9 protein-coding genes and 1 pseudogene are annotated in these 12,976 nt (G+C 64.2%); 9 read left to right on the top strand and 1 reads right to left on the bottom strand.

Features of this window, described 5'->3' with window-relative positions; genetic code table 11:
* Window positions 1–45 precede the first annotated feature (45 nt).
* The 9 genes from AC3WR5_RS10175 to AC3WR5_RS10135 all read left to right on the top strand — a co-directional run bounded on the left by AC3WR5_RS10175 (window position 46) and on the right by AC3WR5_RS10135 (window position 12,209).
* A complete protein-coding gene (locus AC3WR5_RS10175) occupies window positions 46–1,269 on the top strand; it encodes an acyl-CoA dehydrogenase family protein (protein WP_492484039.1) in 1,224 nt (407 codons plus the stop codon).
* Window positions 1,270–1,318: 49 nt separating this feature from the next.
* Window positions 1,319–2,101 carry an enoyl-CoA hydratase/isomerase family protein gene (locus AC3WR5_RS10170; protein ID WP_492484037.1) on the top strand — a complete coding sequence of 261 codons (783 nt, stop codon included), beginning with the start codon at window positions 1,319–1,321 and terminating at the stop codon, window positions 2,099–2,101.
* Window positions 2,102–2,179: 78 nt separating this feature from the next.
* A complete protein-coding gene (locus tag AC3WR5_RS10165) occupies window positions 2,180–3,616 on the top strand; it encodes an aldehyde dehydrogenase family protein (RefSeq protein WP_492484035.1) in 1,437 nt (478 codons plus the stop codon).
* A 43-nt stretch (window positions 3,617–3,659) separates the two neighbouring features.
* Window positions 3,660–4,409, top strand: coding sequence for an electron transfer flavoprotein subunit beta/FixA family protein (locus AC3WR5_RS10160; protein ID WP_492484033.1), 750 nt, complete (start codon window positions 3,660–3,662; stop codon window positions 4,407–4,409).
* Between the two features lies 1 nt (window position 4,410).
* Window positions 4,411–5,340, top strand: coding sequence for an electron transfer flavoprotein subunit alpha/FixB family protein (locus tag AC3WR5_RS10155; RefSeq protein WP_492484583.1), 930 nt, complete (start codon window positions 4,411–4,413; stop codon window positions 5,338–5,340).
* 58 nt (window positions 5,341–5,398) lie between these two features.
* Complete coding sequence (locus tag AC3WR5_RS10150; protein WP_492484031.1) at window positions 5,399–6,565, top strand: iron-containing alcohol dehydrogenase family protein; 1,167 nt, start codon at window positions 5,399–5,401, stop codon at window positions 6,563–6,565.
* A gap of 207 nt (window positions 6,566–6,772) precedes the next feature.
* The gene (locus AC3WR5_RS10145) at window positions 6,773–7,747 is read left to right on the top strand and encodes a Bug family tripartite tricarboxylate transporter substrate binding protein (protein ID WP_492484029.1); all 975 of its coding nucleotides are present in this window, start codon (window positions 6,773–6,775) and stop codon (window positions 7,745–7,747) included.
* A gap of 90 nt (window positions 7,748–7,837) precedes the next feature.
* On the top strand, window positions 7,838–9,916 hold the full coding sequence (locus tag AC3WR5_RS10140) for an acetate--CoA ligase family protein (RefSeq protein ID WP_492484027.1): 2,079 nt from the start codon (window positions 7,838–7,840) through the stop codon (window positions 9,914–9,916).
* A gap of 640 nt (window positions 9,917–10,556) precedes the next feature.
* Window positions 10,557–12,209, top strand: a complete 1,653-nt coding sequence (locus AC3WR5_RS10135; RefSeq protein WP_492484025.1) for an FG-GAP-like repeat-containing protein — start codon at window positions 10,557–10,559, stop codon at window positions 12,207–12,209.
* Window positions 12,210–12,269: 60 nt separating this feature from the next.
* Here AC3WR5_RS10135 and AC3WR5_RS10130 read toward each other — a convergent pair.
* A pseudogene (locus AC3WR5_RS10130) lies at window positions 12,270–12,905 on the bottom strand (transposase); the annotation flags it as partial.
* Window positions 12,906–12,976 lie beyond the last annotated feature (71 nt).

The raw sequence follows: 12,976 nt of genomic DNA, 5'->3' as shown, positions 1-12,976 counted from the left end.
TTCCGGCGGCAGAAAAAATCGAGTCAACAGCAAAGGAACGTTCCGATGGATTTCGCACTTACCCCAGAGATCGAGGCCGTCCGCGACATGGTCGCGCGCTTCATGGCCAACGAAGTGGTCCCCGTGATGGAGGGCTTCGAGCAGCGCCAGGAGTTCCCGCGCGAATTGATCCGCAAGGCCGGCGAGGCCGGTTTGTATGGCGCCGTGTTTCCGGAGTCGGTCGGCGGCAGCGACATGGGCTACATGGCGGCGGTGGTGATCATCGAGGAAATGTCGCGTCAAGAAGTCCGCTTCACTTCGTGCAATAACCAGCAGGGTGGTACCTGCCCATCGGCAATCTACCTGGCGGGCACGCCCGAGCAGGTGCAGAGGTACGTGCCCAATCTTCTTGCAGGCAAGACCATCGGAATGATGTCCTTGTCCGAAACAGACAGCGGCTCGGATGCGCTGATCGCGATGAAGACCTTCGCCAAGCGCGATGGCGACGTCTATCGGATCAACGGGCAGAAGATGTGGGCATCGATCGCCAACGAGACGGATGTGGGCATCCTGATGGCCAAGACAGATCGCGATGCGGGTGCCAAGGGCGTCACTGCCTTCATCGTCGAGCCGAAAAAATATCCCGGCTTCAAGGCTCAACCGATCGACCTCCTGGGCATGTCCAAGGCCTTCCGAACCAACGCCGTATTCCTCGACGACTTCATCGTGCCCGTGGAGAACAGGCTCGGCGAGGAAGGTGAAGGGGCGAAGATCATCATGCGTGCGTTGCAGCCGGGCCGGCTCAACGTGGCGGCCAAGTGTCTCGGTTTGGCGCAGGCCTGCTTCGAGGAAGCCACCCGTTATGCCAACGAGCGCACGGTGCGTCAGCAACCGCTTGGCAGGTACCAGATGATCCAGGACTCGATTGCCGAAATGGCCACTGCCATTGAGGCCAGCCGCGGCTTGGTGTACCGCGCTGCTTGGTCGATGGACAACGACCAGCCGTCCAATCGCATCGCATCGATCGCGAAATACCACGCCTCGCAGACAGCCAAGATGTGTGCCGACAGGGCACAGCAGATCTTCGGTGGCTATGGCCTGGCCCGCGAATATCGCGTGTCCTGGTACCGCGTGTATGCCGACATGCTCTACAACGGCGAAGGCTCCGCCAACGTCCAGAAGGTCATCATTGCCGAGGACGCGCTGGGCTACAAGGTGGCTGATCGGCATCACGGCAAGACAGGCCTGCGCGACATGCGGCAGACCGACGTGGCGGCTTCGACGAGGTAGCCACTTTTTTTTGGCGTCGCGCGACTCACCCTTCGTGAAGAGGAACAACATGGGCTTTGACGACATCGGTGTCGAGATGGATGGGCACGTCGCCATCATCGAGATGCAGCGTCCGCCGAACAATTTCCTGGACGTTGAGTTGCTCGGCAACCTGGCCACTGTCCTGGAGGAACTGGACCGCGACACGCAGTGCCGGGCTGTCGTGTTGGCGGCGGCCGGCAAGCATTTCTGCGCCGGCGGCAACCTCAAGCAGCGGCTCGAAGTGGAAGCACGCGGCGAAAAGTTCTTGCCGGCCAAGCGCCACCCGTACAAGGAGGCTAGACGCCTGATATCCACACGCAAGCCGATTATTGCGGCAGTGCAGGGCGCTGCCATTGGCGCCGGCCTTGGCCTCGCGGTCTTCCCCGACTTCCGCGTCACCTGCAAGGAGGCGAGGTTCGCCGCCAACTTCGCAGCCATTGGTTTTTTCCCCGGCTTCGGGTTGACGTTCACCTTGCCTCGGTTGGTGGGTCACCAGAAGGCGCGCTGGCTGATGTTGACGGGCGAGCGCATCACCGGCGAGGCAGCCTTCGAGATGGGGCTGGCTGACCGACTCGTTGCCCAGGATCAGGTGCGCAGCGCTGCCATCGAGATGGCGCGCGAGATCGTCAAGGCGGCGCCATTGTCGGTGCAGGCCACGCGCGAGGCGCTGAACGCGGAGCTGATCCTCGCCTTCCGCGCGGCCACCGAGCGCGAGGCCTTCGAGCAGAACTGGCTGCGTGAAACGAATGACTACAAGGAAGGCGTGGAGGCCGCTGCCGCAAGGCGCGAGCCCGTCTTCACCGGAACTTGATTGCATTGTTGGGGCCGAGTTGGGCTGCAGGCCAGCCTGCAGCTTCCCTGCGAGAAAACACACACAGAGGATGAATCGATGAACAAGCCTTCGTCAAATGTCGCCGAGGTTCGCATGCTGATTGGCGGCGAATGGCTTGATGGCACCGAGCAGGCGGATGTACTGGACAAGTTCCTGCTCACGCCCTGCGCCCATCTGCACCTTGCTTCGCAGGCGCAGGTGCGTCAGGCCGTGGCCGTCGCCCAGGCTGCCTATGAAGCGTCGTCTCTGACGGCCCATGAGCGCGGAGCTATCCTGGACCGGGCTGCGACCCTGATTGAGCAGGACAGCGAGCGCTTCGTCGCGGTGATCTGCGCTGAAGCCGGCTTCGCGATCAGTGATGCCCAAGGCGAAGTGCGCCGCTGCATCCAGACTTTCCGACTGTCGGCCGAAGAGGCGCGGCGCCTGACCGGGGAGATGATCCCGCTCGAAGGAGCTCCGCTGCAGTCCGGGCGGCTGGGGTTCACGATCCCGGTGCCGCTGGGCGTGATCTGTGCCATCACGCCCTTCAATGCGCCTGTCAACACAGTTGCCCACAAGGTGGCGCCGGCCTTGGCCGCCGGCAATGCGGTTGTCGTCAAGCCTTCGAGCAGTACGCCGCAGACTGCCACCTTGTTGGCGCAGGTGCTGCTGGATGCGGGTTTGCCGAAGGGCCTGATCGGTATCGTGCACGGCGGTGCAAAAGTCGCCAACTGGCTGATTGACGAGCCGGCCATTCGCTTCTTCGCTTTCACCGGCAGTACCGAGGTGGGCCGCGAGATCCAGCAACGCGCAGGCCTTCGCAGAACGCAGATGGAGTTGGGCAGCATCGCCTTCACGGTGCTGTGCGCTGATGCCAACCTGGACGTGGCGATCCCAAAGATCGTCGGTGCTGCGTACCGAAAGTCGGGTCAGGTGTGCACCTCGATCCAGAATCTGCTCGTCGAGCGCAGTTGCTACGCAGAGGTAGAGAAGAGGCTGGCTGCCGCGGTCAAGGCCATGGCGCACGGCGACCCGCGCGATCCGAAGACACAGGTCGGCCCGGTGATCAGCGTTGCGTCGGCTGAGCGCATTGATGGATGGATTCAACGGGCTGAGAGCCAGGGCGCGAGGGTCCTGGCCGGCGGGCGTCGGGAAGGCGCGGTGGTGCCGCCAACCTTGCTGGCCGATGTCAGCCGGGACTGCGAGGTCAGCTGCCAGGAAGTGTTTGGGCCGGTCATGTCGATCGAGCCATTCGATTCGATCGATGAGGCCATCGTGCGCGTGAACTCAACGCCCTATGGCTTGGCGACCGGATTCTTCACGAACCGCCTGGATGTGGCCATGAAGGCCGTGCGGCGCCTGCAGGTCGGTGGTGTGCACATCAATGAGACCTCGAGTTCGCGCGTCGATCTGATGCCCTACGGCGGCACGAAGGATTCTGGCTTTGGGCGCGAGGGCCCGAAGTACGCTGTTCATGAGATGTGCGAGATGCGCATGGTCAGCTGGACGATTTGAGCACCACACCCCACAAGATGCCCAGCAAGAAAGTAATCACGCCATGAAGGCATTGGTCGCAGTCAAGCGCGTCGTCGACTACAACGTGAAAGTCCGCGTGAAGTCCGATGGCACCGGCGTGGACATCGCCAATGTGAAGATGTCGATGAACCCCTTCGATGAGATTGCCGTCGAAGAGGCGGTGAGATTGAAGGAGAAGGGCACCGTCACCGAGGTCATCGTGGTGTCGTGCGGCGTCGCCCAGTGCCAGGAGACGCTGCGCACGGCGTTGGCCATCGGCGCGGATCGCGCGATCCTGGTCCAGACGACTGAGGAACTGCAGCCGCTGGCCGTGGCCAAGATCCTGAAGGCGTTGGTTGACCGAGAGCAGCCCGGCCTCGTGATCCTCGGCAAGCAAGCCATCGACGACGACTCCAACCAGACCGGCCAGATGCTGGCGGCGCTGGCCGGCATGCCGCAGGCCACCTTCGCGTCCCGGGTTGAGCTGAGCGGCCAGCTCGTAGCGGTCACGCGCGAAGTCGATGGCGGCTTCGAGACCCTCAAGCTCCAGTTGCCGGCAGTCGTCACCACCGATCTGCGGTTGAACGAGCCCCGCTACGTCACGTTGCCCAACATCATGAAGGCAAAGAAGAAGCCGCTTGAAACACTAACGCCCGCTGACCTCGGCGTGGACGTGGCACCTCGCCTCAAGACGCTGCGTGTTGCCGAGCCGCTCAAGCGCGGCGCCGGCATCAAGGTCCCGGACGTGGGCACTTTGGTGGCCAAACTCAAGAACGAAGCGAAGGTGGTTTGAGATGAGTGCGCTTGTCATTGCCGAACATGACCACCGCAGCTTGAAGGGTGCGACGTTGAACGCTGTCACAGCGGCATTGCAATGTGGGGGCGAGGTTCATGTGCTGATTGCTGGCGCAGATGCCGAAAGCGTCGCGCATGCCGCGGCCAAGCTCCGGGGGGTGGCCAGAGTGCTGCTCGCCGACGGCCCGAGCCTGGCTGAGCAGCTCGCCGAAAACGTGGCCGCGCAGGTGCTGCAGATCGCGCGCAGTTACAGCCATCTCGTGTTCGCTGCCACGGCGCAAGGCAAGAATGTGGCCCCGCGCGTGGCCGCGCTGCTGGACGTCGCGCAGATCAGCGACGCCACCCAGGTCATCTCCGCCAACACCTTCGAGCGGCCGATCTACGCCGGCAATGCGATCGCGACCGTGCAGAGCATCGATGCGATCAAGGTCGTCACCGTGCGCACCACAGCTTTCGAGCCGGCGAGCGAAGGCGGCAGTGCCGCCATCGAGAAGATTGACGCGGTGGCGGACAGCGGACGCAGTGTCTTTGCCGGTGCGCAGATCGTCAAGCTGGACCGTCCCGAACTGACCGCCGCCAAGGTCATCGTCTCGGGCGGCCGCGCGCTCGGCAGCAACGACAAATTCGCGGAGGTGCTCACGCCGCTTGCCGACAAGCTCGGTGCCGCGCTCGGCGCCAGCCGCGCCGCGGTGGATTCAGGCTATGCACCGAACGACTGGCAGGTAGGGCAGACCGGCAAGATCGTCGCGCCGACCCTGTACATCGCCTGTGGCATCAGCGGTGCGATCCAGCATTTGGCCGGCATGAAAGACAGCAAGGTCATCGTTGCCATCAACAAGGACCCCGAGGCACCGATCTTCAGCATCGCGGACTACGGGCTCGAAGCGGACCTGTTCGCCGCGGTGCCTGAGCTGACGCGCGCGCTTTAAGGCGAGGGCGCATCGGCCGCTTCCCTTTCAATCCAACCGGCGTGCCTTGACGCGCTCAATGTCCATGACCCTGTCGTATCAGCACGTGTCAGCCGAACTGCGTGTCACACACGGCAGCGAGAGCCTGGCGGCATTGAAGCAGGAACTCGCCCGCCTCGGCTGCCGGCGCGCGGTGGTCGTTTGTGGCAAGACCATGGGCGGAAGTGCCGAACTGGAACTGCTGCGCGAGGCGCTCGGGCCGTTGCTCGCCGGCGTATCGACGTCTGCGCGCGAGCACAGTCCGGTTTCGGGTGTCGAAGAGGCGGCCACTTTGCTGGAGCAAGTGCAGGCCGACGCAATCATAGCCGTCGGTGGCGGCTCGGCCGCGGTGACGGCACGCGCTGCAGCCATCCTAGCCGGCGAGAAGCGGCCGCTCGCCGAGTTGTGCACACGCCGAGCGGCCGATGGCAAGTTCGAAAGCCCGCGGCTGAACGCAGTCAAGCTCCCGCTTCTGGTGGTGCCGACAACGCCGAGCACAGCCTTCGCGAAGGCTGGCACCGCGGTGCACGACGCCGATGGCCAGCGGCTGGCCATGTTCGATCCCAAGACCCGCGCCCGAGGCATCTTCATCCATCCGCAGTTCGTGCAGACGGCCCCGGACCACCTGGTGCGCAGCGCCACCTTGAACGCCTTGGCCAATGCCGTGGAGGCGCTTGAGTCGCCACAGTGCGATCCGATCTCCGAGGCCTTTTTGATGCAGGCCTTGCGGCTTGCGAGCAAGGGCCTGGCGGACATCGGCGTGGCGGGGGACACCTCGGCTCGCGAGACGCTCGTGGTCGCTGCTGTGCTTTGCGGGCGTGGCACGGAGCAAGGCGGCGCCGGGCTCGCCTCCGTGTTGGCGCATGCGATCGGCAAACGCTGCCATGTCGCCAATGGCACCGTCAACGCCATCTTGCTGCCGCACACCATGCGCTTCAACGCGCCGGTGACCGCTGCACGCTCGCAGGCCGTGCGGCACGCGCTTGCGGAAATTCCCGGTGCCACGCCCGAGCAGTCGGCCATCGAGCGCGTCGAGGCGCTGTTCGCTCGGGTGCCCAGGCCGCGCGCCCTCCGGGAACTCGGGCTCGGTTCGAACGACCTTAAGCTGATTGCCGATGCGGCGATGTCCGACTGGTTCGTCAGCCGCAATGCGCGGCCCGTCAAGGACGTGGATTCGCTGCTGGAGGTACTGAATGCGGCGTGGTGAGACTCAGCGCACGCGAAAACCCAGGCCTGCCGGATGAACACCTACCGCGCCTAGAACTGCATCGTGCCCATTGCGGATGGGCGGTACCAAGCCATCCGGCCGGCCTCACATCAGCCGAACTTACCGCGATGAGCAGAAAAGTCGACTCGACCACCAACGCATGCTTTCCGAGAATCGCTTTGGTCGGCTGGACCAAGGAGACAAAACATGAACAGATCTGCGCGCTGGCTTGTGACCTGTGCATTGGCGGCTTTCGGCACTTCTGCACTTGCCCAGAACTTCCCGAATAAGCCGATCCGTTTGGTTGTGCCGTTTGCGCCCGGCGGATCGACAGACCTGGCGGCCCGGGTGGTCGCACCTGCCGTCGGGCGCATCCTCGGGCAGGCCATCGTGATCGACAACCGTCCTGGTGGTGGGGGTACGACCGGGACACAAGGCGTCCTGCGGTCACCACCCGATGGCTACGCGCTGGCCATGGCGACTCCCTCGACGACAGCGGCCAATCCGGCCATCAATCCAGGCTCACCGTATGGCCCTGGTGACATGACCCCGATTGTCGATGTTGCCGCGACGCCCACGGTCATCGCGGTACACCCTGACTTTCCTGCGACCGACTTCGCTGGGTTCGTGGCGGAGCTGAAGCGAAAGCCGGCTGCGTATTCATATGCCTCATCCGGTATGGGTGGCATCAGCCACCTCCAGATGGAGACGTTCAAGCGCATGACGGGTGTGTTCATTACGCACATCCCCTACCGAGGTGCGGCACCCGCGCTGAATGACACGGTCAGTGGCCAAGTCCAGATTGTCATGGACGCACTTCCCTCGGCACTGCAATTCATCAAGGGTGGCAAGCTGCGTCCGCTCGTGGTGGCGTCGCCCACGCGATTGAGCAGCCTTCCGGAAGTCCCGACCTTCGCGGAGGTCGGACTGAAGGAGATGAATCGCATGTCCGCCTTCGGAATCGTCGGCCCCAAGGGGATGCCTCCCGAGGTGGTTAATAAGATCAATGCGGCAGTCCGCGCCGCGTTGGAAGACCCATCGGTTCGGCAAGGGATCGAACAAACCGGCGCCGTGGTGGTTGGCGGGACGCCGGAACAGTACGCGGCTGAAATCAACACCGAATTCAGCTTACTCAAGCGCGTGGTCGACGAGCGTAAGTTGAAGCTTGGCGGCAGCGACTGAAGTTGGTGCGAGCTGTGACGACAGTTTCGGCAGGTTGAGTCCGGAGGTTGCGGTTGCCGCAATCCCTTCATAACGAGACGAGAGAAGAAGATGAACGAAATCAAAGCGCTCGATACCCTCTTTCGGCCACAAAGCGTGGCCATCGTGGGTGCCTCACCTCAGCGTGGCAGTCCGCGCAACTCGCTCGTGCGCGTCGTGCTCAAGCACGGGTTTGCCGGGCGTGTCTACCCGGTCAGCCCGACCCATGCAGAGGTAGAGGGCCTCGAGGCATTCAAGTCACTTGCGGAATTGCCCGAAGCGCCCGACGTCGCGCTGATCATCACACCGGCGCAAACGGTGCCCGGCATCATCGCGGAGTGCGGCGCCAGGGGCATTCGCAATGCGATCGTCTTCAGTGCTGGATTTGAAGAGACGGAAGCAGGCAGGGGACATGCGCTGCGGCTGGCCAAGGAAGCTGCCGAGCATGGCGTCACCGTGATGGGGCCCAACTGTCAGGGCATCTGGTCAGTGCGTCATCGCAGCATGCTGACCTACAGCCCTGCGCTGCAGAACCTCGACACTGTGCTGCATGCGCCGATTGCAGTGGTGAGCCAGAGCGGAGCGCTGGCGGGCGCAATTGGCAACTCGTTGCAGCGCAGCGGCATGGGGTGCTCCTACATGGTCAGCGTGGGCAACGAGACCTGCCTCGATGCACTCGACACGCTCGACTGGGTGGTCGAGCAGGACGATGTGCGCGTCGTCGCGCTCTACATTGAAGGTCTGAACGATGCTCACCGCATCATTGCCATCGCAGAGAAGGCGCGTTTGCGGGATGTTCAGATTGTCGTTTTGAAGGCGGGCCGTTCCACCATCGGGCAGCAGGCGACCGCCTCGCACACCGGCAAGATCGCTTCCTCGCACGCGGTGTACGTGGATGTACTGGCGCATGCTGGCGTGATACTTGTGAACAGCCTGATCGAGATGTTGCTCGCCGTCGAGGCGCTGGCATTCATCGCCAGTCCGAGGGTGAGCGGTGATGCCAAGGGTGGTGTCTCCGTGCTCAGCTCATCCGGCGGGGCGGGGGCGCTGCTGGCGGATCACAGCAGCCAATTCGGCGTCGCCTTGAGCGAGTTCAGCCCGGACACGGCAGCCCGCCTTGATGCGCTGTTGCCCGCTTTCGCCCGCAAGGTCAACCCAATCGACCTGACGGGCCAGATCAACACGGTCGCGAACCTGTTCCGAGACACTTGCGAGGCAATCGCAGTTGATCCGCGAACCGAAGCCATCGTCGTGCAGTACGCCAGCAGCGGACGCAAGTATCTGCAGGAAGACGCCGAGGTGTTCAAGGCACTGGGCGGTCAACTGCCGGTCATCGTGAGCTTTGTTGGCGAGACCTTGGAGCCGGACACGCGACGCGCCTTCCGAGAGGCGGGCGTCCTGCTGGCTGCCGATCCGCTGATTACCATGCAAGCCCTATCTTGGCTGTATCAGCGTGCGCACTTCCGGTCGCTTCCCAAAGCGCGAAGCCGCGTTCCGTCGGCCACGCGTTCGGTTCCTCACGGCTGGGCCGACACCATGCATTTTTGCCAAGACGGCGGCGTCACACCCGTCGGCTGGACCATCCTGCGCCCGGAAGATCGGGCTGCGCAGGCCTGCCAGGCCATGGTGCTTCCGCTGGTGGTCAAGGTGCTGCCGTCGGAGTCCGAGCACAAGACCGAGCTGGGTCTTGTGAAGCTGAAGGTGAGGTCGCTCGACGAGGTTGATCGCCTCGCGGCCGACTTCCGCGTGCGGATGGGCAAGCCGCAAGCCGGCATCTTGGTTCAAGAGATGGTGAGCGAGGGCGTCGAGGTGGTGGTGTCGTGCCTGCGAGAGACGGATTTCGGTCCGGTCATGTCGCTGGGCTCCGGCGGCGTGTCCATCGAGCTTTACCGCGACGTGGCGCACCTGGCCCTTCCTACCACGCACGAGCAGGTGCGCGCCGCGCTGCGCAAACTCAAGCTGTGGACGCTTCTCCAAGGGTTCCGTGGCAAGCCTCAGGCCGATATCGATGCATTGGTGAATGCTGCGGTTGCCTTTGGTGATCAGTTCCTCTCGGCCTTGGCCATACGAGAGTTCGAGATCAATCCGGTGATCGTCGGTGCGCACGGCCGAGGACTGCGCGCAGTTGATGCACTGGTCATCGCCAGTTGAGATGAACACGAATGAAATTTATTGCGACCCGATCCCATACAGCCCCGTGGTGGCCATCTGCCCGGCGCCGTTGTCGCGGCCGGTCGCACCGCTTCGAAGTCCACGATATGGCGGCTGAAGACCTCCGGAATCAGGTGCTGGAATTGCCATTGCGGCCATTGTTCGATGCAAGCTAAGCGTCCGGCCAAGTTACCTTTGGGTATGCGGCTCGCTCGGCAATTCAGGAAGCGGGCGCCCAGCGATGCGGCAGTAACTCGCCGATGCGGCTGGCTGGGTGAGTTGGCAGCCGCTCGGCGACTACTCGCTCGGCTGTAGCACAACGTCGATTCGATCAGCTATGGAAATTGGACGGATCACGCCTCAACCGGTCTGACGGAATGAAGCCACGGATGCCGCGTCACCGCCGCGCGCATCCCGCCTGCTGCGCTGCTCTTAGAATCTCCGAGCATCTCGTTGCGGACCTGAGCCCCTTCAGTCATGGTTTAGTCATCAGTTGGGCAGGACTTGCCTGCCGGCGGCGCCTATCTTCGCGTCAAGGCTGCAGATCACCCGCTGCCTTCCAACCGCCACCAGGCGGGGCCCGGGTCACTTGCCCGAGCATCCCCCACATCCCAGAAGCCCGTCCGCTAGGAGTTTGCCCGTGCCCGCCGTTGTTGCCAGTTTCCGCCTTCTGCCCTCCGTCCAGTTGCTGGTCGCCGCGCTGGCCTTGTTCGCCCTGGGCGATTCGGCCCATGCCCAGTCCGCCGCCACCCTGAACGGCAAGAACGCCGCCGTCACGCTGGGTGACCAGCCCACCGTGCTGCCGATGAAGATCGTGCGCCAGGGCGACACCACGAATGCCGTCAGCGTGCATTACCAGACCGTGGACGGCTCGGCCAAGGCCGGCAAGGACTATTGGCCCACCAGCGGCATCGCCACCATTCCGGCCGGCGCCACCAGCGTCTCGGTGCCGGTACAGGTGCTGGGCAAGGACGCCAAGCACCGCAAGCTGGGCAAGTTCACGCTGCAGCTGGACCAGGCCATCGAGACCGCCGGCAGCCTGGACACGCTGGCGCTGGCGACCACCACGCCGCTGGCCACCATCGGCGAGTACATCTACGGCATGGCCAGTGCCGACCTGGACGGCGACGGCAAGCCGGACCTGGTGCTGGCCAATTACACCGCTGGCACCTTGGACGTGATGCTCAACAACACCACCGCCGGCGCCACCACTGCGCCGGTGCTGGCCGCCCCCGTGGCGCTGGGCATGGTCTCGGCACCGAACAAGCCCGTGGCCTGCGACCTCAACGGCGACGGCCTGCCGGACTTGGTGGCCGCCGTTGCCGGGACCAACCAGTTCACGGCGCAGATGAACACTTCGCAGCCCGGCGCGCTGAGCTTCGTGCGCACCGACGTGGTCTCTCTGCCCTGGGGCTACATGAACCAGATGGCCTGTGCCGACTTCGATGGCGACGGCAAGATCGACATCGTCGGTGCCGGCTTCGGTTCCCGCTCAAAAGCCAACAGCAACCGCGCCATCGTCTTCCGCAACCTGACCAAGCGCGACGAGACTATCGTGGCGCTGGACGCGCCCCTGGGCTTCGCAGCCGACACCGACAGCAAGTTCTCATCCCCGCAGACCGTTGTGACCGGCGACTTCAACGGCGACGGCAAGCCGGACATCGCGCTGGGCAACCACTACAACGCCACGCACGCCACTGTCGCCATCCTGCTCAACACCACACCCGCGGGCTCGTCGCAGATCAGCTTCGCCCCGGCGATCACCTTCGAAACCGTCGAGCCTGCCTCCGACATGGCCACGCTGGACGTCGACGGCGACGGCAAGCTGGACATCGTCACCGTGAACAACAACGGCACCGCCGGCAGCACCTGGGCGCTGCTGGTCAACCGCACCCCGGTTGGCGCCACCACGCCGAGCTTCGTCGCCAACGTGCGCGAGATCGGCGGCGTCCCCTATGGCGTGGCCGTGGCCGACATGGACCTGGACGGCCGCCCCGACGTGCTGGTGAGCTACCTGGGCTTGGGCAATACCACCGATGGCGCCATCGGCGTCCTGCTCAACCGCAGCGCAGCCGGCAGTGACAACCCCAGCTTCATCCAGGCCAACTTCGTGACCGGCACTGACGAACCGCACGCAGTGGCCGCAGTCGACCTGAACCAGGACGGCCTGCCCGACGTCGTCACCGCCGACACCTCGCGCGCCGGCAGCCGCAGGCTCACGGTGGCCCAGCAGACCCGCAGCACACTGCTGGTCCAGATCTTGCAAAGTGGCATCGGCAAGCTGCAGCCCTGAGCGCAGCCCGTTATTTTTCTGGCGAGCCTGCCGTGCGCGACAAGCTACTTGTTGCCTCGGTCAAGCAGCCGGCGGGTGAATAGGTTCGCGGCGAGATGCCGCGGCGACGACTGAGTCGCGTTCCGGGTTGAGGGTGACAGCCTTGATGTGCGACCAGTCGCGCGTGTTGCCTGGCCACCGCGACGGGTTGCGCTCGCGAGCCTGCTGATAGACCTCGTGCCGGGCCGCGAGGATCGCAACGTCGCATCCCTCATGGCGCTGCGCCGGGCTGACATAGCGGATGCCGCTGTGCCTGTGATCGTGGTTGTACCAATGCACGAACTCGCGCGCCGTGCCGAGCTTGGCGAAGCCCGCAGCGGGGAACTCTGGCCGGTACTTTGCGGTGCGGGACAGGCTTTCGACGAAGGCGTTGTCGTCGCTCACGCGCGGCCGCGAGTACGAAGGCTTCACCCCCAGCCACCACAGCATCGCCAGCACCATGGTGGCCTTGAGCGTGGCGCCGTTGTCGCCATGCAGCACAGGCCTTTGTTCGCGAGGCATCGCGTGGATGGCCTGCAGCGCAGTGCGCTGCACCAGGCGCGCTGCATGGTCCGAGTGGTCGTCTTCGTGCACCTCAAAGCCTACGATCTTGCGGCTGTACACGTCTAGGATCAGGTACAGGATGAACCAGCGGCCGGCGACTTCCGTGGGCAGGAATGGTTGAGTAGAGCACGCGCGCCGCGCCGATCTTGCGACCGGCAGTTTCGCGTGCCTCCTCACCGAACCGG

Source organism: Ideonella sp. FW305-24, from assembly GCF_058788035.1.
The sequence above is the reverse complement of the archived record's forward strand: the minus strand, read 5'-3'. Positions and strand labels throughout refer to the sequence as shown.

Coding starts and splice junctions, on each gene's coding strand:
- AC3WR5_RS10175 (WP_492484039.1), top strand. CDS start 46: ATGGATTTCGCACTTACCCCAGAGATCGAGGCCGTCCGCGACATGGTC.
- AC3WR5_RS10170 (WP_492484037.1), top strand. CDS start 1,319: ATGGGCTTTGACGACATCGGTGTCGAGATGGATGGGCACGTCGCCATC.
- AC3WR5_RS10165 (WP_492484035.1), top strand. CDS start 2,180: ATGAACAAGCCTTCGTCAAATGTCGCCGAGGTTCGCATGCTGATTGGC.
- AC3WR5_RS10160 (WP_492484033.1), top strand. CDS start 3,660: ATGAAGGCATTGGTCGCAGTCAAGCGCGTCGTCGACTACAACGTGAAA.
- AC3WR5_RS10155 (WP_492484583.1), top strand. CDS start 4,411: ATGAGTGCGCTTGTCATTGCCGAACATGACCACCGCAGCTTGAAGGGT.
- AC3WR5_RS10150 (WP_492484031.1), top strand. CDS start 5,399: ATGTCCATGACCCTGTCGTATCAGCACGTGTCAGCCGAACTGCGTGTC.
- AC3WR5_RS10145 (WP_492484029.1), top strand. CDS start 6,773: ATGAACAGATCTGCGCGCTGGCTTGTGACCTGTGCATTGGCGGCTTTC.
- AC3WR5_RS10140 (WP_492484027.1), top strand. CDS start 7,838: ATGAACGAAATCAAAGCGCTCGATACCCTCTTTCGGCCACAAAGCGTG.